The organism is Methanobrevibacter cuticularis (assembly GCF_001639285.1).
Classification (GTDB): Archaea; Methanobacteriota; Methanobacteria; order Methanobacteriales; family Methanobacteriaceae; genus Methanobaculum; species Methanobaculum cuticulare.
On sequence record NZ_LWMW01000093.1, the window covers coordinates 1 to 22,492 of the forward strand.

Consider the following 22,492-nt stretch of genomic DNA (forward strand, 5'->3'; position numbering starts at 1 on the left):
CATATTAACGCCATTAATTGGGGTTGAGTATAAATATGTTTTGATTTTTCACAGGAATACTCTGATAAAGACATCTTAGCAATTTCAAAGGACACAAAGGTAAATTTTATTAACTCATTATCACATAAACTGAACATGGGATCACCCTATTATTTTGGTAATACATAATATGTGATCCCATAATACTTAACATGATTTCTACAGAGCCTTAAATTAATCGATTATCTTTATATTTTTTATATTGATTTGATAAAGTTGCTTATCTTTATATTTTTTATATTGATTTGATAAAGTTGATTATCTTTATATTTTTTATATTGATTTGATGAAATTCTTTATCTTTATATAGTTATATATTAATTGATAATCGTTTTTATGAATATTGATATTTAAATAGCAATTTATATTTATCAAAATAGCTAAAGATTATTGATATGGGTCTTAGTAATTGACTAATAATTTTTAATAGTATAAATAATTAAATCAAGATAAATTAATTAATTACAAATAATTATAATTAAGGGGTCGTTTTATGGATATAATGCAAGCAATCATAATTGGGGTAGTACAAGGACTAACAGAATTTTTACCAGTGAGTAGTTCAGCTCACTTAATTTTCATTCAACATTTTTTAGGAGTATCAGCTAATTTAGGTTTCGATGTTCTTCTTCATTTAGGTACTTTAGTGGCTGTAGTTGGATATTTTTTCAAGGATATTGTAGAAATGGTCAAAGCATTTTTTTCAAGCATAGCTGATATATTTAGGGGAAGATTTAAGGAAGGATTTAGGGAAGATAACTATAAAAAATTAGCATGGATGGTTATTATAGGTACAATACCTGCAGGAATAGTTGGGATACGTTTTGACGCTGAAATTGAGGCTTTATTCAACTCTTTAACAGTACCTGCGTTTTTCTTGATTATAACTGGTTTGCTTCTCTATATTTCTCAAAAAATTACTTCAAATAACAAATATATTGAAAATACTGGTATTAAAGAAAGTATTATTGTTGGTATCAGCCAAGCAATTGCTATAATACCAGGATTATCTCGTTCAGGAACTACAATATCTACAGGACTATTTTTAGGCTTTAACAAAGAGTTTGCAGCAAAATTTAGTTTTCTTTTATCTATTCCTGCAATAATTGGAGCTACTGCAGTGCAATTAAAAAATATTGGGACTGGCCTAGATTCTAATTTAATGGCTTATGTTATTGGATTTTTAGCAGCTCTAATATCTGGATATTTAGCTATTAGTATAGTTTTAAAATTAATAAAAGAAAGAAATTTAAACGCTTTTGCTTACTACTGTTGGATAGTCGGTGCTATAATCCTAATTTATGCTTTATTTTTCATATAAAATTATGTTGGAGTATTTTATAACGTTTAAGTTTTATTAAGATCATTACTTCTTAAAAATAGTACATGATCCTAATTTATGCTTTATTTCTACCTCAGTCATTGCTATTTACAAACTTCTTCTATTTTTTTTCTTATATCTTCTATTGAATATCCTAAGAGTAGGGCCATGAGTATAGAACCTCCAGCACCAGCCCCTTCTTTAACAAAACCCTTTAAATAGTTTTTCAATCCATCATTATCGGATTTTTCAAAATAAGGATCCACTACATTTACAGATATGTCACCTATTTGAGAAATAATGTTCAGTAAATCAGAATTTTCATCTTTTGCTACAAATGAAGTGGTTCCAATCAATATATTTGAAAAATCAAATTCAGGATCAATAGCTTTTATAAAGCTACAAATAGCTGCCATTTGAGTGCCACCTGCTAGTAACACTGGTATATCACTTCCAAATACCATGCCTGCCACAGCAGGAATCATAGGATCACCAACAGCTTTAACAGCATCAAAAGGATTAACATTCCCAATATCTATTTTTGCATTAGCTATTCCTTCCATAACAACATCTTTTTTTAATTCATGGGGATTTATTGGGGTACTTCCACTTACCTTAAAGTTTGCATCATATCCTAAGGCAGTTAAAACACCAAGTGCAGTTGTTGTTCCTGCAGGAATACTTTCACCAATAACTAAATATTCTACAGACTTAGAAAGTTCTTTAGCTATTAATTTTGAATCTTCAAAAATTTTTTTAGGATCTTTAACAGCAGTGCCGGTTCTTATATCTTCGCCATGATCATTATTAATGAGAAGATAAGGAACATCTGGTTTTATTCGTGAACCAGCATCAGCTATTAAATATGGGACATTAGTTAATTCAAGAGCTGCTTTTGTAAGCATAGCAGGCGTTGGAGCTGAAGCTCCATCTATAATTGTTTGAGGAGGAATATTACAACATCTTAGTTCCCCTCGAATGATAAGTTCAACATCTCCCGCTGGAGTATATTCCATTAGTTCAGGAGTAGCTCCTGCTCCAGTGATCCCTGGAATGTTTGCAGTTGCTGTTGTAGCTATTATACATACAAAAAAAGGCTTTTTTCCTTTTAACTTAGATAAAAGATCTGTAGATCCATAAGTTTTTAATCCATTAAACATAATCAATACCCAATATTCACTTTAATTTTTTAAAATTTTATTAATAATTTTATATTTTATTATATAATTTATTAGTTTATTATATATAATTAGTATTTACTTTATATAATTAATATTTACTTCATATAATTAGTATTTACTTCAATTTTTTCATTAATTTTTTCATTAATTTTTTTAATAAATTTTTAATATAATCACATTTTCGAATTTTCTAACACCAAATTAATATATAATAATAGAATAATTTAATAGAGTTAGATAAGATAATAAATAATTAATATAATATTAAATTTAAACTAGAAGTTGATTAAATGATTTGTTTAGGAATTGAAGGAACAGCTGAAAAAACAGGGGTTGGAATAGTAGATAGTGATGGGAATATTCTAGCTTTGGCTGGAAAGCAGCTATTTCCAAAAATTGGGGGTATTCATCCCAGAGAAGCCAGTGAACATCATGCTAAATGGATTCCTAAATTGATAATTGAAGCTTGTACTAAAGCTAACTTAGAATTAAAAGATATAGACCTTGTATCATTTTCTAAAGGGCCAGGTTTAGGACCAGCTCTTAGGACAGTAGCTACAGCTAGTAGGACATTAGCTCTTTCTCTCAACAAACCAATAATTGGTGTTAATCATTGTATTGCTCATGTGGAAATCGGAAAACTTGATACTGGAGCTATTGATCCTGTTTCTCTTTATGTTAGTGGTGGAAACAGTCAGATAATAGCTTATGAATATGGTAGATACAGAATTTTTGGTGAAACTCTAGACATAGCTATTGGGAACTGTCTTGATCAATTTGGAAGAGAAACCAATCTTGGACATCCAGGAGGTCCAATTGTTGAAGAATTAGCAAAGGATGGGAAATATATTGATCTTCCATATAGTGTTAAAGGTATGGATCTTTCATTTTCAGGACTTCTAACTGCTAGTATTCGAGAATATCAAAAAAATATAGCTATTGAAGATATTTGTTATAGTCTACAAGAGACTGCTTTTTCAATGCTGGTAGAAGTAACTGAAAGAGCATTAGCTCATACTAAAAAGGATGAGGTGATGTTATGTGGAGGAGTAGCTGCAAACAAACGCCTTAGAGAAATGTTAGCTATTATGGCTGAGGAACATTACGCAGAATTTCACATTCCTAAAATGGAATACTGTGGAGATAATGGTGCTATGATAGCTTTACTTGGAATATTAACATATAATATCTATGGTCCAGATAAATTAGAAGATACAAATGTTATTCAAAGATTCAGAACTGATGAAGTTGATGTACCATGGGTACACACATCAAAAAACAAAATCAATCTTCCAAATGATATAATAGCTAAAGGAGCAGAGTCTGATATCTATCTAAGCACATGGATGAATGAAGAAGCTGTGATTAAAAAAAGAAATCCAAAACATTATAGAATAGAAGAAATCGACAATAAAATACGAAAATCAAGAACCAAAAAAGAAGCTAAATTACTTTCAAATGTTAAAAAAGCAGGGGTACGTTCTCCAATTTTATATGATGTCGATTTAAAAGAAAAAGTTATTATAATGGAGAGTGTTGAAGGATCTTTGCTGAAAGATGTAATTGGAGACTTACAAGAAAAGGATGAAAGAAATATTTCAATAGCTATTGGACATCAAATTGGCTTAATGCATCAACTTAACATGATCCATGGAGATATAACTAGTTCCAACATAATACTTCATAATAACAATCCTGTTTTCATCGATTTTGGACTTGGAAAATACTCAGATCTAATTGAAGATAAATGTGTTGATTTATTAGTTTTAAAAAAATCTTTACAAAGTATGGATTACAAAATATCCAATGGTATTTTTAATAATATTCTCGATGGTTATGTAAATAGCTATTGTGATGAAGATTTAACTAAAGATAAAATAATGGACAAAATAGCTGAAATTCAAAAAAGAGGACGTTATACTCATTAATATTTGTTTTTAATATTAAAAAAGAGGACGTTATACTCATTAATATTTCTTTTTAATATTAAAGGAAGATTCAAATTCATAGGATTGCAATGATTCATGAAATTTCTAAATAACCATTATTTTATATTAGCTCATATTTTAATTTTTAAAAAGATATATAAAATCTGAAATTAAAATTCTATGATATGATAACATTTATTACTGGTAATGAACACAAAGTAAAAGAAGCAGAAAATATTTTTCAAAAATTCAATATTGAATTGGAGCATATTGATTTAGGTTACATGGAACCTCAAGGAACACTTGAGGAAGTAGCTATATCAGGTGCAAAATATGCGGCTGAAAAATTAAATAAACCTGTGATTGTTGAAGATGCTGGTTTATTCATTAAAGCTTTAAATTGGTTCCCCGGAACATATTCGTCCTATGTCCAAGAGACTATAGGAAATCAGGGCATTTTAAATCTAATGAGTAACACAATTAATACTAAAGACCGTCATGCCGAATTCAGGTCGGTTATTGGGTACTGTGCCCCCAATATCGAACCCAAGATTTTTTTAGGTAAGGTCGAAGGTAGCATTGCATTTGAAGAAAAAGGAAATAAAGGATTTGCTTTTGATCCAATTTTCTATGTTCAAAAAAAAGATAAAACTTTTGGAGAACTAACACTTCAAGAAAAAAACCAGTTTTCTCATAGAAAAAATTCGTTAGAACTATTTGCTAATTGGTATAAATGTATAAAAGAATAATTTCTTCTTAATAGTTATATTCTTTATATTGTAATCTTATATCATATTATAAAATTGTAATCTTTAGATAATAATTAGAATTTTCATATTTCTAATATTTTTATATTTCTAGTTTGTTAATTAGATTATTAAATATTAATTATATTTCTAGTTTGTTAATTAGATTATTAAATATTAATTATATTAAAATAAATTAATTAGATTATTAAATATTAATTATATTAAAATAAATTAATTAGATTATTAAATATTAATTATATTAAAATAAATTAATTAGATTATTAAACTATCAATTAGATTAAAATATATTAAATTAATTAAAATTAAAGAGGTAATATTATGGTAAAGCCAGAATGGGTTAATTACTCAAATGAAGAAATTGAAGAATTCATATTGAAGTTCACAAAAGAAGGAAAATCTCCGAGTGAAATTGGAGTTATCTTAAGGGATCAATATGGGGTTCCAAGTGTTAAAGAAGTAACTGGAGAGAAAATAACAGCTATTTTAAAAAGAAATGAACAGTCTCAGACATATCCAGAAGATATAATGAACTTAATTAAAAGAGCTGTAAACATAAGAGATCATTTAAAAGAAAATCCAAAGGATTTACACACCAAAAGAGGATTAACTATTATAGAATCTAGAATCAGGAGATTAGGCAAATATTACTCAAATGAAGGTGAATTGCCTGAAGGATGGAGATATGACCCACAAGAAGCAGCACTCCTTGTTAAATAAGGCTAGTGAAGCTTGTGATATGCTTTCTAGGCATATCAAAGAAGAGCATGTCATAAGAATAGTATCTCACAATGATGCTGATGGATTATCAGCAGCAGGTCTTATAGCTAAAGCTATAACTGAAGAAGGAGGACAATTTCATACCACTATTGTGCCTCGCCTAAAAGCAGAAATAGTGAAGGAGTTAGCTCATGAACGATATGAGCTATTTATCTTCTCTGATATGGGTAGTGCATGTTTAGATTATATAAATCGCTTAAAAGCCGATGTTATTATTGCAGATCATCATCAACCAAATGAAACTGAAAAAAATGATGAGAATAGTGATAATGAAAATACTAAATCTAATATTAATGCTAATGTAGTTCATGTAAACCCTCATATATTTGGAATTAATGGAACTACTGAAATCAGTGGTGCTGGTACAAGTTACTTAACTGTTAGAGATCTAGGAGAAGGAAAGAAACATCTTGCTCCTTTAGCTCTTGTTGGTGCTTTTGGAGATATGCAGGGTCAGGATGGTTTCATCGGTGTAAATAAGGTAATAGTTGAAGATGGAAAAGAAGCTGGCTCACTTGAAATTCATGAAGATCTAAAAATTGTCTCTAAAACTCAAGAACCATTATATAAATCTTTAGCTTACACTTTCAGCCCTTCACTTCCAGGATTAACTGGGGATTTAGAGGGGTCTATAGGATTTTTAGAGAAAGCAGGTCTTTCTTATGGAATTAAGTTTTCTGATCTTGAGGATGAAGAAAAAGATGTTCTAAAAGATGAATTGCTCAAATTAAATCCTAAGATTTTTGGGGATGTTTATAGTATTCCTAAAGAAAACCCAATACTCCGTAATTTAGAAGAATATTCTTCTATTTTAGATTCATGTGGAAAAAATAAGAAAACAGGATTGGGATTAAGTATCGTCTTAGGAGAAAGGGGAGAAGCTCTTGATGTAGCTATTAAATTCCAAACAACTTATCGTGAACAGTTAATTAAAGGAATGGAATGGATTAAAAGAGAAGGATCTACTCAACTAGAATCTATTCAATATATTTATAGTGATGATAAAGTTTTAAAAAGTGTCATGGGAACAATTTCTTCAGTTGGAATTTCAGTAGGACTATTAGTTGAAGATAAACCAATTCTTTCTATGGCTAGAATGCATAACGATGTTAAAGTATCTGGAAGAACTACAAAAAATATGGTCAAAAAAGGCGTTGATCTTGGAAAAGCATTGCATGATAGTTCATTAAGTTTTGGAGGTCAGGGTGGTGGCCATGATATAGCTGCTGGAGCCATGATTCCTTATAAAGAAATGGATAACTTCTTAAATTTAGTTAATGACATGGTTGAATATCAAATCAATGCTAAAGCCCAATAATTTAACAATTTAAATAACTTGGATTCAAATAAATTGGATAACTTAAATTCAAATAAGTCAGATAACTTAAATTCAAATAAATCTGATTCAAATAAATTGGATAACTTGAATTCAAATAAGTCAGATAACTTAAATTTAAATAACTCGGATTCAAATAAATTGGATAACTTGAATTCAAATAAGTCAGATAACTTAAATTTAAATAACTCGGATTCAAATAAATTGGATAACTTAAATTCAAATAAGTCAGATAACTTAAATTCAAATAAATCTGATTCAAATAAATTGGATAACTTAAATTCAAATAAGTCAGATAAATTGGATTCAAATAAATCGGATAAATCACTTAACGTTTAATTACAGCAAGGAGATACAATGTATCTAAATAAAGATGAAGAAAGGATGTATGAAGGAGAATATGGAAATACTGTAAGAAAAAGTATGGAAATATTGGTAGCATTAGGTGAAATATATGGAGCTGAGAATCTTATTGATATAACTTCAGCTCAAATATCTGGTGTTTCATACAAAACTATTGGAGATGCTGGTCTTGAATATTTAGAAGATTTAGCTTCTGATAAAAATGCTTTAGCTAAAGTTCCTTCTACATTAAATCCAGCAGGTACAGATTTAGATAACTGGGAAAAACTTGGGTTTCCATCTGAATTTGCACTTAAACAAAATAAGATTGTAGATGCTTATGGTTCTCTTGGAATTTCTCAAACATGTACTTGTACTCCATATTTAGTTGGAAATGTTCCAAGGTTCAGAGATCATGTTGCTTGGTCTGAATCTTCTGCAGTAGCTTATGTTAACTCGGTCATTGGAGCTAAAACTAATCGTGAAGGAGGTCCTGGAGCATTGGCTGCAGCTATTTGTGGTAAAACAGCTATGTATGGATACCATATTGAAGAAAATAGAAAAGCTACAATAGTTATAGAAGTTGAGGATAAGATTTCTGGAATAGATTATGGTGCGTTGGGTTACATTGTTGGTAAGGAAATTGGGGATGGAATTCCTTATTTTATTTTAAAAGATAAAACTCAAAATAAGAAAAAGGATTCATCAACTGATATATCAAGTATAAGTCCAACTAATAACGATTTAAAATCATTAGGAGCAGCACTTGCGTCATCTGGAGCTGTTGCATTGTATCATATAGAAAACATAACTCCTGAATATAAAATAGCTGGAAAAAAACATCTACAAAATGATAAAATGTTTATTTCTTCTCATGATATCCAAAATGCATGTGAAAAATTAACAACGTCAGATTCAAACGAGGCTGATCTCGTATGTTTAGGATGTCCTCATGCATCACTTGAAGAAATTGAAGAAATAGCTAATTTAGTCAAAGGAAGACATATAAAGAATGATCTTTGGGTTTGTACCTCTATAAACATTAAAGCTGCTGCTGATAGAATGGGATTTACAAAGATTATTGAAAATGCAGGAGCTGCCCTAGTATGTGACACATGTATGGTTGTATCTCCAATTGAAGAACTAGGATATGAAAGTATCGGTGTAAATTCTGCAAAGGCAGCTAACTATGTACCTTCTATGTGTGGCCTAAAAGTAATCTATGACAATGCTGAAAATTTAATAAAATTTAAATAATCTTTCAATATTTTTTTTAAATTCTTATTTTTGATTTTTATTGATTGTTTAATTATAAGATTATTAAAAATATTAATTAAATAAGACAACTTAAAAAATAATAAGGTATTTATTATTGATTTAATAATCAAATAATTTTAATCTTTTTAAAATGAAGTAATTTTTTTGAATATTTCATTAAATATTTAAAGAGGATTGATAGCTTCCTTTTAGTTTAACAAATGGCTCGGCCCGATCTGCGATAACTCCTAATTTTTTTAAATCTTCAAGTTTTTTAAAAGGTTGTTTTTTTCTAATAGCTATTATTTTTTTAGCAGAGATAGGTCCGATTCCAGGAACTCTTAAAAGATCATGAAATGATGCAGAATTCACTTCTAATGGGAAAATATCCTTTTGAAGTGCTGCTAAATACTTTGGGTCTTCTTCAACTGAGAGATACCCATCATTTTCAAAGACTAACTCATTTAAATCAAATTTATACTGATTCAAGAGTGCATCGGCGTGATACAATTTGGAAGTTCTCTCTTTATTGCACTCTTCTCTATTTTCAAGATCGGTTCCTTCAATTGGAGAAAAAGAACTAAAATAGCTACGTCGTAAATCAACTTTTTTATAAAGTGCTTTAATTCTATGTAGAATTTCAGAATCTGTTTCATCATTAGCTCCAACAAGCATTTGAGTAGTTTGACTAGAGCATATTAAAGAAGAATCTTTTTTAGAAATAGAATTTATCCAATCCAACCTTTTAAGAATGTCTTTATTATAATCTTTAGTAGAAGATAATTCAGATAATCCATCAGAGGTAGCTGATTCTATATTTAAACTTACTCTATTAGCTAAAGACATAGCCCTCTTAATACTATCTTTACTAGCCCCTGGAATTATTTTAAGATGGATATAATCAGAATAACCATAATCTTTTCTTAGAATTCTAGTAACATCAATAATATTTTCCATAGTGCTTTCAATATCATGAGAAATAGCAGAACTTAAAAATAAACCATTAACATAATCATTATTATAATAGTTAAGAAAAACTTTAGCTATTTCTTCTGGTGAAAGCTCAAGCCTGTTAAAATCGTGTTTTGACTGATTAATACAATATTTACAGTCATTAACACACTTATTAGTCATTAAAACTTTAAATAAAGGAATTTTACATCCATTAGCCCCTGTTGCATTATATATTCCTGGAAGATTAGTATCAGACTTTTTATAGTGATTTACATAATCGCAAAGGTCATATTGAGCAGAATCACTTAAAACCTGCATTTTCTTTAAAGTATTCATTGGTATTATATCATGTTTTAATATATTATTAATTTTTGGGTGCAAATGAAAAGTATTATCTTATAACTTTTTATAAGATTTTGATAAATTAAATCACTTATATTCTGTGTAATAAGCCAATAACTAAAGATCGTTTTTCCATAAAAAATCTCCTTCCTCATCTTTTACTAGTGAACCTTTCATCAGAAACCCAAAATTTCTGATAGTTTGGAACTCTAACTTTAAAAATCCTAAAAACATTATAATATCCTTTATCTATCTAAATACACATCTATTTAAACTAAAAAATATTATATAGTAGCATATGAAACTCATACATTCTTTGGAACATATTAAATAATTCTTAAGGATACATAAACTCTAATTCTAATGACTATATAAATATTTATAAAAAAAAGTAATATAATTACATAAAACATCATCGATATAAATAGAACTTTACAAAGATAAATTGAATATCTAAAAAACTAACCAATAAACTACTAATAATGCTAAAATAATTAATCTTCATTTTAAACTTATAGGATAAATTTATATTAGGTTTTTCATGATATAATCAACATATTAACCATTATTTGTATAATTGAATCTAAAATCAGCATCAATATCAACACTTATTTTAACTTCTTTTATAAATATTTCAATTAATGCTTCATTTCAAGTAATCATAAATTTAATCTACAATTAATAATTTGAGTTAATTGTTAAAATTTAAATAATCACAAATACAATTAATAAATATGAGAATTGTATTAGCTGGAACTGGAAGTGCAGTAGGAAAAACAACTATTTCTACAGGAATCATGAAGGCACTATCTGCTGAAATGAATGTTCAGCCATTTAAAGTTGGTCCAGATTACATAGATCCTTCTTATCATACATTAGCCACTAGAAATCCCTCAAGAAATCTTGATTCTTTTTTCATGAATGATGATCAGATTAAAAAATCATTTGTTCGAGGATTAGATTTAGCTAATGCAGATATTGGCATAATTGAAGGAGTTAGGGGCCTTTATGAAGGAATAAGTCCCATCGGCGACGTTGGAAATACGGCATCAATAGCTAAAGCATTAAATGCTCCAGTAATTCTTATCATGGATGGTCGTAGCTTGGTAAAAAGTGCAGCTGCAGTAGTACTAGGGTTTAAAACTCTCGATCCAGAAGTTAAAATTGAAGGTGTTATCTTAAACAAAATAAAAGGAAAAAGACACTTTTTAAAAGCTAAAAAAGCTATTGAAACTTTAACCAATACAAGAGTAATAGGAGGAATACCTAGGGATGATGCATTAACCGTTAATGAACGTCATTTAGGTCTTGTTCCAGCTTTAGAACGTGAAAGAATAGCTATTAATATTGATATATGGTCAAAAGTTGTGGAAGAGTACATTGATTTAGATGCCCTAAAAGAAATAGCTAAATCTCAAGGAAAAATAACTAAAAGTAATAAGAATAATAATTGTGATGAAAATATAGACAATAATATAGCTACTAAATATAATAATCTAAATAATGGGAATAACAATGAAGATATTAGAGATAATATTAGAAATAATGAAAACAGCACAGAGCTGTGGAAAATAGCTAACAAAAATAAAGTTAAAATAGGGGTAGCTAGGGATGAAATTTTTAGTTTCTATTATCAAGAGAATTTGGAGAGTTTAGAGGATAATAATGCGAAAATAATTCTTTTCAGTCCATATAAGGATGAAGAAATTCCTGATGTGGATGCTCTATATATTGGTGGAGGATATCCTGAAATTTTTAAAAAAGAGCTTGAAAATAATGAAACAATGAGAAAATCAATAAATGATTTTCACAGGGATGAAAATCCCATATATGCAGAATGTGGAGGATTAATCTATTTGTCTCAATCTATTGATGATGTAAAAATGTGTAATGTCTTACCTTACAATTCAATAATGACTGATAAAGTCCAAGGTCTTAGTTATGTAATAGCTAAATCAAATGAAGATAATTTGATTTCACAAAAAGGAGAAGTATTCAGAGGCCATGAATTCCATTATACTAAACTATTGGTGGATGATGTTCAATCAAACTTCGTATTTGATATACAGAGAGGTCGAGGAATACTTAATAATAAGGATGGTTTAGCTATTAACAACACTTTAGCTAATTATATCCATATTCATGCATGTTCTTGTCCTAATTTCGCATATAATTTCACAAAAAATGTGAGTGAATTATAATAACAGTAAAATCCATTTAATTTGTATCTTATGGATTTAATAGTTTACATTTTATTGATCAAATAATTGATATTTTATTGATTCAATAGTTCTTAGATTAATTTAAAGGATATTTAAGAAATTATTCTTAATAATATGATTTTATTGAATATAATATGAATATTTTAGGCAGATTGAATTTAACTATGATCAAATAAAATATTCTTAATATCTAGATAATTAATTTATTGGATATTAATTTATTGGATATTTTTATAATTAATTTATTGGATATTTTTATAATTAATTTATTGGATATTAATTTATTGGATATTTTTATAATTAATTTATTGGATATTAATTTATAGGATATTTAAGATAATATAATGATAATTATTGATAAAAATCAAAGAAAATGGGGAAATGGTTGGTATGAAAATAAATGTGAGAGATTTTAAAAATATCGATTTATTTCATCCATATATACTAATTATGGCTTTTGTGGCATTTATAGCTATTAGTCTACCTATTTTATATTTCTCTAATGAATTACCTAGACCCTCATTTCAAGTGTATTATTTTATAATAATGGGGATTGTATTTTTTGTTTTTGGTGTTTTATTTCCAAAAATAATTGGGATGATTTCAAAGAGATTTAAAAATAAAATGATTTATATAAGCAATATAAAATCAAGAAGATTAGGTCATCTAGCTATTTTTTCAAGATATAGTTTATTAGAAATCTTGCTAGTTTCAATTGTCTTAATTGGAATAATACTTCAAATAATTAATTTCATAATGTTGGGAGGGATTCCTCTTTTAAGTGGAGTATTAAAAGCTCATGCTGCTACAAAAATATGGTTATTTTCATTTATTGCATTTATAATAGGAATAAACATCCTTCTTGCTAAATATAACAGAAAATCTCATTATATCTTTTTACTAATTGGGTTAGGATTATTTGCACTTACTGGTTATAGAACAACCCCAATAGCTATTTTGTTAAGTGTTTTTATTACATTATATTATACTAGAAATATAAAAATAAAATATCAGCTTTTTTTTATCGCAGTAATAGCTATTTTACTCCTTATTATTGGATTTATAGCTGTTCAATCTATTGAATGGCAGCAATGGAGATTGAATGCTTTAGAATTACTATCTTATAGGGCAGGATTTACTTTAAATATTCTAGATAGGGCTACATATTTAGCTGGATCTACTAATGGCAGTTTATTTTATTACACTTTAACAGGATTTTTTAAATCAGTTGATCCAAGAGTTTTAGTTGGTGAAGTTGTCCTTAATGAGCATCATTCCATCACTTCTACAATTTTAGGGCCAGCTATTTTAGATTTTGGAGGTATAGGATTGGCTGTGCAGATGTTTTTGATAGGTCTTATCTTGAAGCTATTATATTTCATTCAAAAACATGTGAAAGGAATAGCTACAGCTTTTTATGGTATAATTCTGGCACAAACTTTTATTTGGATTGAAACAGGACCAACAGACCTTGTAGTTTGGTTATTCTATTTCCTTGGGATTATTACAATAGTATATTATTTTGTTATTATAGATAATAATGCAAATCATTCTAAATTTAAGGATAAGATTGATAATTCCATGGATGGTGAGTAAATGGAAGATCAAATAAATATAGCTATTGCTTGTGAATTGGCTCCAGCAAAAACCATAATTCCTATAATAAAAAGAATAAAATTCTTAGAAAAAGAAGAAAAAGATTATTTAAACTGGAACAAGAGTAAAATTATTGGTTTAACTCATGGAAAAGGAGTAAAAGAACTTTTAAAACCTTATTGTAATGAAATATATTCTATTGGTCAAGGTAGGGGAGGAGGAAAAGTAAAAAGAAACAATTTGGAACTAGCTTCTTTAATTATCAAAGATATCTTTAAAGCTATTAAAGCTATGAGGGGTAAAAATATAGACCTTTTAGTTACTTGTGGAAATGCAGGGGATGTTAGGAAATCAATAGCTGCAGCTAATTTTCTTAAAATACCAATAATACATATAGAACAAGATATTTACAATCCAATTGAATTTATTTCATATGCTAATTTAGTTACTCTCCCTTCAAAAAAATATGAAGACTACTTTGAAAATATTTACCATATTGATAATGTAGTTAATATTGGGGGATATCCAATGGCAAATTATGTAAAAGAATACATCAATGATGAAAAATTGGAGATATCTGAAGAAATCTCATTGAAATATGCTGTTGATGATTTTATTTTAATAGTTTTAGGTGGAGATTTAAAAATAACTGATTTAAAAGAATTAATCACTTCACTTGAAAATTTGGATTTTCCAGTTATCATAGCCCCATATAGATTTAAAAGAGAACAGATAGAGAGTTTAATCACTTCCAACAAAATAAAGGTTTTAGATGAATTTGTTGATTTGTTGAGTTTACTAAAAGAAGCTAAAGCTCTGATTTATGGTGCAGGAATGGGAATGACAATAGAAGCAGGAGTATTAGAAATTCCTTCTATAAAAATAGCTGGCTTTCATAAAAAACAAGGTAGTGTAGATTTAGCTAAAGATTTAGCTATTCCAATCCTAGAGATATCTGATCTTCCAAAAAATATGGAAGAATTAAATAAATTAAGTAAACCAAATGGAAAATTTCTTATTGAAAATAGTGAACTAGCTATTGAAAATCTTGTAGACATTATCAATGATTTTGATTTTAATAATCTTCCTAAAAAAAGTGGTTTAAGTGCTATGAGAGCTATATGGAAAAAAAGGTCTGAATTTAGATAATGATTAAATATTGGATAAGATAGATGATTGTAATTAGGTATTTTCAAATGATTATAATCAGTTTGATAAAGTTCTTAATAAATAAATCGTCTAAAAAAACATTATAATCTTAAGCTAATAATCTTAATCAATTTATTAAACTAATAAAGATATTTAAATAATATATTTTTAATCTTAATTAATTTATTAAACTAATAAAGATATTTAAATAATATATTTTTAATCTTAATTAATTTATTAAACTAATAAAGATATTTAAATAATATATTCTTAATCTTAATTAATTTATTAAACTAATAAAGATATTTAAATAATATATTTTTAATAATAATCAATTTTAAGGCACTGTAATTAAAAATAAATGATATTAAGAATTTAATTTATCTTCGAAATTTAAGAACTTTTTCATAAATACTATAGTTTTCCTGATTTTGTTTTAAGGTCATTTAAAATTTTCTTTTATATCATTCATATACTTTTAAAGAATCTTTAATTATACAATATATTTTTAACAAGCTATTATATTGAAAATAAATCCTAAATTATTCTTTATTTCACTAACCATTAGAAAATATTGAAACTTAAAAAACTAGTATATAAAGTTAATGGTTCAAAATAAATCAGAAAGTACTTAATAATAAAGAATAAATAAGAAATTGGTGATAAAATGGTAGTCAAAATTGGAATAATTAAAAGTGGAAATATCGGTACTTCACCTGTATTAGATTTATTACTTGATGAAAGAGCTGATAGACCTAATATTGACGTACGAGTAATTGGTTCTGGTGCTAAAATGAACCCAGAACAAGTAGAAGAAGTAACTCCTAAGATAAAAGAGTTTAACCCAGATTTTGCTATATTTATAAGCCCTAATCCTGGTGCACCTGGACCTGCTAAGGCAAGAGAATTATTATCAAGCTATGATATCCCTGCTTTGATAATTGGTGATGGTCCTGGAATGGGTAAAAGAGAAGAAATGGATGAACAAGGTTTAGGTTACATAATCGTAAAAGCTGACCCTATGATTGGTGCAAGAAGAGAATTACTTGACCCAACTGAAATGGCTTCATTTAACTCTGATGTTATTAAAGTTTTAGCTTTAACTGGTGCTTACAGAACAGTACAAAACGCAATCGATGGAATGATTGCAGATGTTGAAGCTGGAAAAGATGTTGAGTTACCTAAAATCGTATTATCTCGAGATGTAGCTGTTAAAGCTGCAGACTTTAAAAATCCTTATGCTAAAGCTAAAGCTATGGCTGCATATGAAATAGCTACTAAAGTAGCTGATATTGATACTGAAGGATGTTTCATGGTTCAAGATGCTGAAAAATACATACCACTTGTTGCATCTGCTCACGAAATGATCGCAGTAGCAGCAAAATTAGCTGAAGAAGCAAGAGAAATTGAAAAATCCAATGATACAGTTGTAAGAACTCCACACAGTGGAAAAGGTACTACTGTTTCTAAAACAAAATTACTAGATAAACCAGCTTAAGTTTATCTTAAAATATATCCTACATTAAAAACCGTTTTCAACGGTTTACTTTTCTTTTTTTAAATTAGCTTATTATAATATTTTTAATAGCTTTATCGGTATAATGATTATAAAATGATATTTTAATCTTAATAAAGTTTAATTGTTAAAAAAATTTTAATTTATAGTGTAAAACATTATTTTTGGGAAAATTTTAATATTTTTAATTTTTATTAAAATGAATATTTTTTAAAATAAAAAAAATCAGAGATTTTTTAACTTTATAAAAATAAAAAATTTTTCTAAAATAAAAAGTTAAAATTTATTATGAATTCAAATTAAATTATCCCTTTAGTACTTGGGATGGAATCATGTTCAATTTTACAAGCATCCTTCAAAGATTTAGCAAATGCTTTAAAAATAGCTTCAGCTTTATGATGGTCATTTGATCCTTTAGCATGAATATTAATATTCAATTTTCCAGAACTTGAAAATGATTCAAAAAAGTGTTTTATTGTATCAGAAGTCATGTCTCCGATTTTATCGTTGTTAAATGAGAAATCCATTTCATAATAGCTACGCCCACTAATATCAATAGCTACGGTAGCTAATGAATCGTCCATAGGAATGATTGCATGAGACATTCTTTTAATACCTCTCTTATTTCCAATAGCTTCTAAAAAAGCTTCTCCAAATAAAATTCCAACATCTTCTATTGTGTGATGGTCGTCAATATCTATATCCCCAATAGCTTCAATATCTAAATCAAATAAGCTATGTTTTGTGAAGGATTCTAACATGTGATTAAAGAAATTGATCCCTGTATTGATATTGTACATACCTTTTCCATCTAAATTAATTTTTATTTTGATGTCAGTTTCAGATGTTTTTCTTGAAACTTTAGCTATTCTTTCTTTCATTTAACTCACTTTTCATAACTATTATAGTCAATTCTTTTAATGTGGTAATTATTATAAAATTTATAGAGGTAATTTCTCTCTTGTATCTTCTTTTGATTTTTTAATTCTCTTTTTTTCTTCTTCATCATCAGGTGCATTCCTAATAACGGTTATCGCATCTTCTGGACACCTAGATGCACATATTGTACAAACATGACAATATTCTAAATTGGATGCATGAGCGGTTTTATTAATAGTCCATATTTTCTGACCTTTAGGACATATCTCTTTACATTCCCCACATCCGGTACATTTATCTTTATCAACTTCTATTTTTAGAATAAAAACACCTCAAGATAATTAAATTCTCTTGTCATGACAATACATTTTTATGAGTATCATTAATCATAAATATTTATATCATTTCTCCTTAATTAGAATATTGGGGTTTTAGAATATTTTCATTTCAGAGTTTTATATTGATTAGAATATTGGGGTTTTAGAATATTTTCATTTTAGAAACTTGGATATATTAAAAATTTAGACATAGACTTTTTTGAAATTTAATTATATTATTTTAAGATGATTAAATTTTTAAAGTAGCTATTGAAACAGCTTTAAAACCAACATAAACTTCTTTTCCTATTTTAAGATTTAGTTTTTCTTCTGCAGATAGAGTGATATTTGAATATAAAGATATGCCACCAATATCAACTTTTATTTTTATCATTTCATTATTTAAACTTATTTCGGTTATATATCCTTTTATTATGTTTTGTACACTTGATTCTTGTGGTTCAAGCATTATAAAGATGTTATCATAGCTTATTAAGGCTAATATTTTATCTCCGACTTCATAGTTGTCATTTAAAGGAATAGTGATATGAACCTCATTCATTTCTATGGTCATAACTCCTTTAGATTTGTCAATATTTAGGATTTTAGTTTCAATTTCATTAACATCCTTGTGTAGTTCCATAATAGCATTAATTTTTTTACATTCCTTTAAAATTTTTGCTCCTTCGTAACTGAGGACGGTACTTCCGCCTCCACCTTTCCCTCCTTTGCTTGTAGAAACAATAGCTATTTCTAAAGTAGATTCAATCCTATCTATATAGTTAAGAGCAGTTCTATAGGATATTTTGGTTAATTTAGCTCCTTCTGTGATGGAATTGGTCATGTTTATGTAGTTAAGAAGATCATATTTCTTTTTATCTAAAAGAAAAGCCTTTCCACCAATATTTATTTTATATTCTACACCTGCTTCAACTTCTCTCATATTACCTCTTCCAGTAAATCTTGTTAGTAATTTAATTCTTTTTAAATTCTTTTAAAATTTAAATAATTACTAACTATATATTTTTTCTCCATATTAAATGTTTTTGTAATAGAGTTTTAGGGACTGTCAATTTGTTAGTTGGTATTTTGTGTTTTTTATCCAATTTTTTTTGTTCTGTGGCCGATTTGGTTTATGAATCCTATTTTTGTCCTGTATTTATTTTTATCTGCTTTTGACATTATATTTTCTATGTAGTTTTCAGTTTTATTGGTTGTGGAATCGATTTTGCACATATAGACTTTTTAAGAAGATTAGAATTTTTTTATATTTTGGGAAGAATTCTTGTTTTAAATATTTTGCTAAAAACTCTGGAAATTCATCTAATTATTATATATTAATCTTATTAAGAAGTTTATTAATACAATAGACTATAAAAAACCCTATGTATGTTTTGAAAAAATAAAATAAAAATATTAAGCCAATGCTGTCAATTTAAGAAAATTTTCTTTAAAATTTCAATATTTTTAATTAATTTTTTATAATTTATATCTAAACTGAATGTTGCATTCATGAGAATGTTAAAGTAATAATTCTTTAAGTTGACAGCATTGAGAATTATTCTCATTAAAATTTGACCTTTGAATACTCCCATAATAAAAAAACATAAAATATTCAATCACTTATATAAAAAAATAAACAATGTTGAAATAACATAATAAACCATGAGAAACTATAAAAAAGAGTTGATAGTAGTATTTATTTTTGTAAATTCATTAAATGTATTAAGACACTAGTTTGGTCTAAAACATTTAATTTTATATTTGTAATTTGGGAGATATTTTAGAAAAATCCATGGATGTTCAAGAGAGTTTTTCCATGAAATTCAATATTTTATCAATTATTTTAGATAAAGGTCCAAACTTATGTGAAAATCTACGAATAGCTAGAAAATCACTATGATCAAATGCTTTTGAGAGAGTTAAGATAATCAAATAAATAATTGGGCCAATTATAATTCCTAGTAATAATCCAAGAGTAGTTTTTGGAATTAGTAAAATAGCTATTCCCATAATTAAAGAAGCAAAAACAGCCTTTCCAATAAACATATATGGAGCTTTTGTTTTAGTTAAGTTGAAACTTAATTTTAAAATAGGAATCATTATTAAAAAACAAGCTATTGTAGTTGCTAAAGCTCCTCCAACGATTCCATAAATTGGAACAATGAACCAATTTAAAATAAAAGTAGTTATTGCTCCCACAACGAGGACGTACATTGGAGTTCGAGGATTCCCAATTCCTTGTACTATACTTGAAGAAATTGCAAATAATGAGTAGAAAGTCATTCCAACAACCAGAATACTTAAGGCAGGTGAAGCAGCTAAAAACTTTGGAAAGGTTAATTGCAATATAGGTTCTGCAAACAAAGCTATTCCCACAGTCATAGGAAGAATTATAACCATAGAATACCTATAGGATTGTGAAACATATTTACTCAAAAGAATTTGATTTTTCGTACCAAATGCAGCTGAAACAGCAGGTAAAATAGTTGTTGCTAATGAAGTTGATATGATCAGTGGAAATCTAGATATTGGATCAGCAGCATTGAAATATCCAGTTCCCACACTTCCAATTACGTTAGCTATTACAAAAGTTGATATTGCAAATATACACATTTCAGCTAAAGCTGTTATAGTCACAGGTATTGCAAAAACCACAATTTGTTTGGCTAGTTTCACTTCCTCAAGAAAAGAAAAATTATATTCTATTTCAGGCTTAGGGACATATTTCCACATGTATTTTTGGAATATGATAACTGATAGAACAGCTGATGCAGCAAAACCTAAAACAGAACCAAAAACAGCACCCAAAGCAGAATACCCTAATATAACCAAAATAGTCGCAAATATAATCATAAAAATCTGTTCTGTGGCCCTGGTAGCCAGGATATATTCCATTTTTATTACTCCTTGGAATGCTCCTCTGAATGCCCCTACAATAACACTAAAAGGCACGATAAATCCCACTGCTTGTAATGGATAAATAAGTCCTGGCATTTTTGGATTTATTTGAGCTAAAAATGGAGCTATTATAAAGACCATTAAAAAGCCAAATAATATTCCAAGTAAAAGCATAATTTTTAAAGAAGTATATATGGTTTGCCTTGCTAAAACTTCCTTATCTAAAGCTGTATATTCTGCCACATATTTAGCTATTGCTGGAGGGAGACCTCCTGCAGATAAAACTTGAAGAATACCTTGGAATTGTAATGTATAACCTAAAATACCATAAGCTGAAGGTCCTAATAGCTGAGCCATTAAAAATCGATATATGAACCCTCCAATACGAAAGATCACATTACCTATTAAAATTAGAATACTTCCCCTAGCTAATCTTGAACTCATTATAACACCGAAGCTATATGTAGAAAATTATGAAAAATTTAGTCATTAAATCTAATAAATCCTATTTAATCATCTAATAAATCTATTTAATCTAATAAATAGTAGATTGATATATCTTTAATTAGCTGATATTCTTTATAAAGTTGATGCTTATTGTTATTTATTAATTATTTATCAGATTTAATATGGAATTATAGTACACATTAAGTTTGAAAATAATAATTTTAGTATAGATATCTAAAATATATATTTTTAATATTCATGATTTAATAAGTATATAAATAAATTATCTAAAATATATCTTTAATATTCATGATTTAATAAGTATATAAATAAATTATTTAAAATATATATTTTTAATATTCATAATTTAAATTATTTAAAGAATACATCTTTAATATTCATGATTTAATAAGTATATAAATAAATTATTTAAAATATATTTAAAATATGTCTGTTATTCACAATTTAAATATTACTTTATTCTAATCGTTTTTATATTTGTTTAAAAATTTAATAAAACGTTTTAAAGTCTTTCTCAGAGTTTTAAAACCATAATCATCTTCTTTTACACCAGCAAGGGTGTCTTGAGACCATAAACAAGGGCCTAAGTTAGCTCCAAATGAGCCTCCACTTACAGGAATGATTCCATTAAGAAGATAATATGTGTTAATCTGTTGAATAGCTAATTCTTGACCTCCTGCACGATCTCCACCAATAGCTATTGACATTCCTATTTTACCTTCTAGAATATTTATATCAATAGCTCCTAATGCTCTACAACGATCCATAATAGCTTTAATTTGAGCAGAAACAGAACCATTATACATGGGACTAGCTATTATTATGCCATCTGCTTCTTGTAAAAGTTCATAGACTTCTGTCATATCATCTTTTTGTATACATACCTTTTTCTTTAAACAATAATCGCAATGTCTACAAGGACCAATTTCTTTTCCACGGACTGTAAACATCTTTGTTTCAAATCCTTCTTCTTCAAGCTTACTTAAAGCTTCTTTTAAAACATACTCAGTAGCTTGTTTTCTAGGACTTCCACTAATTCCAAAAATCATACTATTATAAACTCCTTAGAAATTAAATTATTTCTTTATTGATGTTAATCTGTTTTTGATTTAAATAAATTTATTCATTTTGAATTTTTTATTAATATAACAACATCTCTGATTTTCATGTATCTTTCAAGAATTTCTACCCTATTTA

General features: G+C 27.6%; 19 protein-coding genes. 11 read left to right on the top strand and 8 right to left on the bottom strand.

Translation table 11 applies throughout. From position 1 onward, the window contains the following. Positions 1-532: 532 nt before the first annotated feature. Positions 533-1,360 carry an undecaprenyl-diphosphate phosphatase gene (locus MBCUT_RS04360; protein WP_067259319.1) on the top strand — a complete coding sequence of 276 codons (828 nt, stop codon included), beginning with the start codon at positions 533-535 and terminating at the stop codon, positions 1,358-1,360. Between the two features lie 104 nt (positions 1,361-1,464). On the opposite strand, the gene cobT is transcribed toward MBCUT_RS04360, so the two are convergent. Then, positions 1,465-2,520 carry a nicotinate mononucleotide-dependent phosphoribosyltransferase CobT gene (cobT, locus tag MBCUT_RS04365; protein WP_067259321.1) on the bottom strand — a complete coding sequence of 352 codons (1,056 nt, stop codon included), beginning with the start codon at positions 2,518-2,520 and terminating at the stop codon, positions 1,465-1,467. 311 nt (positions 2,521-2,831) lie between these two features. Here cobT and MBCUT_RS04370 point away from each other — a divergent pair, with 311 nt between their 5' ends. The 6 genes from MBCUT_RS04370 to MBCUT_RS04395 all read left to right on the top strand — a co-directional run bounded on the left by MBCUT_RS04370 (position 2,832) and on the right by MBCUT_RS04395 (position 8,951). Beyond that, positions 2,832-4,469 carry a bifunctional N(6)-L-threonylcarbamoyladenine synthase/serine/threonine protein kinase gene (locus MBCUT_RS04370; RefSeq protein WP_067259323.1) on the top strand — a complete coding sequence of 546 codons (1,638 nt, stop codon included), beginning with the start codon at positions 2,832-2,834 and terminating at the stop codon, positions 4,467-4,469. Between the two features lie 185 nt (positions 4,470-4,654). Continuing rightward, positions 4,655-5,218, top strand: coding sequence for an XTP/dITP diphosphatase (locus MBCUT_RS04375; RefSeq protein WP_067259325.1), 564 nt, complete (start codon positions 4,655-4,657; stop codon positions 5,216-5,218). Between the two features lie 339 nt (positions 5,219-5,557). Continuing rightward, a complete protein-coding gene (locus MBCUT_RS04380) occupies positions 5,558-5,956 on the top strand; it encodes a 30S ribosomal protein S15 (protein ID WP_067259327.1) in 399 nt (132 codons plus the stop codon). Next, positions 5,946-7,334, top strand: coding sequence for a DHH family phosphoesterase (locus tag MBCUT_RS04385; RefSeq protein WP_084270711.1), 1,389 nt, complete (start codon positions 5,946-5,948; stop codon positions 7,332-7,334). The genes MBCUT_RS04380 and MBCUT_RS04385 overlap by 11 nt, the downstream gene beginning before the upstream one ends. 18 nt (positions 7,335-7,352) lie before the next feature. Further along, positions 7,353-7,691: a hypothetical protein gene (locus MBCUT_RS11285; RefSeq protein WP_067259332.1), complete on the top strand. Its 339-nt coding sequence runs from the start codon at positions 7,353-7,355 to the stop codon at positions 7,689-7,691. A gap of 18 nt (positions 7,692-7,709) precedes the next feature. Continuing rightward, positions 7,710-8,951: an aconitase X gene (locus MBCUT_RS04395; protein WP_067259334.1), complete on the top strand. Its 1,242-nt coding sequence runs from the start codon at positions 7,710-7,712 to the stop codon at positions 8,949-8,951. Between the two features lie 177 nt (positions 8,952-9,128). On the opposite strand, the gene MBCUT_RS04400 is transcribed toward MBCUT_RS04395, so the two are convergent. Continuing rightward, the gene (locus MBCUT_RS04400; RefSeq protein ID WP_067259363.1) at positions 9,129-10,241 is read right to left on the bottom strand and encodes a helix-hairpin-helix domain-containing protein; all 1,113 of its coding nucleotides are present in this window, start codon (positions 10,239-10,241) and stop codon (positions 9,129-9,131) included. Positions 10,242-10,981: 740 nt separating this feature from the next. Here MBCUT_RS04400 and MBCUT_RS04405 point away from each other — a divergent pair. The 4 genes from MBCUT_RS04405 (at position 10,982) to MBCUT_RS04420 (ending at position 16,712) form a co-directional block, all read left to right on the top strand. Beyond that, on the top strand, positions 10,982-12,448 hold the full coding sequence (locus MBCUT_RS04405) for a cobyrinate a,c-diamide synthase (RefSeq protein ID WP_067259336.1): 1,467 nt from the start codon (positions 10,982-10,984) through the stop codon (positions 12,446-12,448). Between the two features lie 375 nt (positions 12,449-12,823). Next, entirely contained in the window at positions 12,824-14,065 is a 1,242-nt protein-coding gene (locus tag MBCUT_RS04410) for an oligosaccharide repeat unit polymerase family protein (RefSeq protein ID WP_245634939.1), read from the top strand. Then, complete coding sequence (locus MBCUT_RS04415) at positions 14,066-15,214, top strand: hypothetical protein (protein WP_157082477.1); 1,149 nt, start codon at positions 14,066-14,068, stop codon at positions 15,212-15,214. 667 nt (positions 15,215-15,881) lie between these two features. Beyond that, positions 15,882-16,712: a F420-dependent methylenetetrahydromethanopterin dehydrogenase gene (locus MBCUT_RS04420; protein WP_067259339.1), complete on the top strand. Its 831-nt coding sequence runs from the start codon at positions 15,882-15,884 to the stop codon at positions 16,710-16,712. A 317-nt stretch (positions 16,713-17,029) separates the two neighbouring features. Here MBCUT_RS04420 and hisB read toward each other — a convergent pair whose 3' ends face one another. The 6 genes from hisB to MBCUT_RS04440 all read right to left on the bottom strand — a co-directional run bounded on the left by hisB (position 17,030) and on the right by MBCUT_RS04440 (position 22,344). Continuing rightward, positions 17,030-17,611, bottom strand: coding sequence for an imidazoleglycerol-phosphate dehydratase HisB (gene hisB, locus MBCUT_RS04425; RefSeq protein ID WP_067259341.1), 582 nt, complete (start codon positions 17,609-17,611; stop codon positions 17,030-17,032). A gap of 60 nt (positions 17,612-17,671) precedes the next feature. Continuing rightward, entirely contained in the window at positions 17,672-17,932 is a 261-nt protein-coding gene (locus tag MBCUT_RS10510) for a 4Fe-4S binding protein (RefSeq protein ID WP_084270713.1), read from the bottom strand. A gap of 244 nt (positions 17,933-18,176) precedes the next feature. Beyond that, positions 18,177-18,869, bottom strand: coding sequence for a TOBE domain-containing protein (locus MBCUT_RS04430; RefSeq protein ID WP_067259343.1), 693 nt, complete (start codon positions 18,867-18,869; stop codon positions 18,177-18,179). A 155-nt stretch (positions 18,870-19,024) separates the two neighbouring features. Further along, positions 19,025-19,162, bottom strand: coding sequence for a hypothetical protein (locus MBCUT_RS10825; protein ID WP_157082478.1), 138 nt, complete (start codon positions 19,160-19,162; stop codon positions 19,025-19,027). Positions 19,163-19,729: 567 nt separating this feature from the next. After that, a complete protein-coding gene (locus MBCUT_RS04435; RefSeq protein WP_067259345.1) occupies positions 19,730-21,271 on the bottom strand; it encodes a flippase in 1,542 nt (513 codons plus the stop codon). Positions 21,272-21,756: 485 nt separating this feature from the next. Beyond that, positions 21,757-22,344, bottom strand: a complete 588-nt coding sequence (locus MBCUT_RS04440; protein ID WP_067259347.1) for a flavodoxin family protein — start codon at positions 22,342-22,344, stop codon at positions 21,757-21,759. Between the last annotated feature and the right edge of the window lie 148 nt (positions 22,345-22,492).